General features: G+C 37.5%; 1 protein-coding gene. It reads right to left on the reverse strand.

What is annotated here, in order from left to right:
- Window positions 1–112 precede the first annotated feature (112 nt).
- Window positions 113–1,629 (reverse strand): T9SS type A sorting domain-containing protein (locus FJ218_11505; protein ID MBM4167527.1); only part of this gene is annotated, 1,517 nt, incomplete at its 5' end.

Raw genomic sequence — 1,629 nt, forward strand, 5'->3', positions numbered from 1 at the left:
TTCATCAAATTGCTTTCTAAAAATTAACTACAAATTATGTGCATACGCTACGAATATGCACGAGTGAAATCCGTGTCTATTCGTGTTTCAATCATGTAGTTCGCGGTTGATACTATTTCATCAACTCCATCTTAATCGTCTTCGTAAATTCTTTAGTTTGCAATCGCGCAAAGTACACGCCGCTACCAACTACTTCTCCCCTATCACTCTTTCCTTCCCAAATGAAATTATATTTTCCGGTTTCCAATTCTCCTGAAAATAATGTTGCGACTTCTCTTCCAAGAACATCATAAATCTTCAATGTCGTGAATCGTGGTTCGTGAATCGTGAATCGGATATTCGTTGATGGGTTGAACGGATTCGGATAATTTTGTTCAAGCGAAAATTGCGACGGAAGTTCTGCATCAACCAACGATTTGGGTCCTGCAATTATCTCCGCAACAAATGGCGTTGTTATATTTCTCGAAATCAAAATCGAAGCACCTTCGTTCAATTCGTATTCCTTCGCGGAGGGAATTCCTTGCACAACAATTTTCCAATCATTCGGCAACTGCGAAATTTCTTTCATTGAAATTGAATGAACTGTTTTCGGATTTACATACACTTTCCATTTCAACAACGATTCATTGTTCGAACGGATGTCGCTCCACAATTTTCCTGCGATATACGATTCATCACTTTTCATTTCGGGATTTGCTGGAGCCATCGGATAATCGTAGTAATCATTTCCGTTTTGTGCATTGCGATGTTGCCCGATTCTCATTACAGATTTTCCCACAGCAATTTTTGCAAACCATCCGTCGCTGTTTTGAAATTCAGGAATTACATTTTGATTTTCATTTCTTAAAAATGTAAATGTCGTATTTGCACCCGTTCCGTTCCACACAGCATATCCGGCAAATGGTTGCAATTTCTCAGTAGCAGGATTTAAGGGTCCCTCCCATTTTTTTTGCAATTCATTATACTTGTATATGCGAACACCAATAGAATTTGTATCAATATTTATCGGACTCCAACTTGCATCTTGCGGATAAAAAGGCGAACCGATGAGCGACCATCCACTTGGTATTGGAATAGAATGTGATAGTGTAGAAACAAGTTGCCCCGAATTAAAATACAAATGAAATCGGTGTTTTTTGGCAACAGTTTTAAACCAAAATCCACGTGTAAGTTGAAACGCATTTCCACTGTTCGAAATATCATTAAATTCTCCATTGATGTATGAAATAATTTTCCAAGGATTTTCTCCAGGAAGTTGCGAACGTAAAACACTCACGGATTTGTTGTCAAGTTCCATTGGAATACTCATCAATAACCATTGTGAATCGAGAATTCCGTTACTGAAATATCCAATCGTTGTTTGCATTTCGCCGTCATTCATTCTTTTTTTTCCAACACCAGAAAGGAGAATAGTTGTAGGACTTCCATCTGCATCGTGTGAAAGTACAAGCGATGATTGAAACACACCTTCATTGACAGGTGTAAATTGAACAATGAGCAAATGAGAATCATTCGGAGCAACGGTAAATGAATTATCTTCCGTTGAAAAAATAGTATTGCTTATATCTATATTTAAAATATACAATGGCGCAGTCCCTTGGTTGTAGAAAATAATTGTATCTGTTTTTG

The sequence above is a fragment of the Ignavibacteria bacterium genome (genome assembly GCA_016873775.1).
In the GTDB taxonomy this organism is placed as follows: Bacteria; Bacteroidota; Ignavibacteria; order UBA10030; family F1-140-MAGs086; genus JAGXRH01.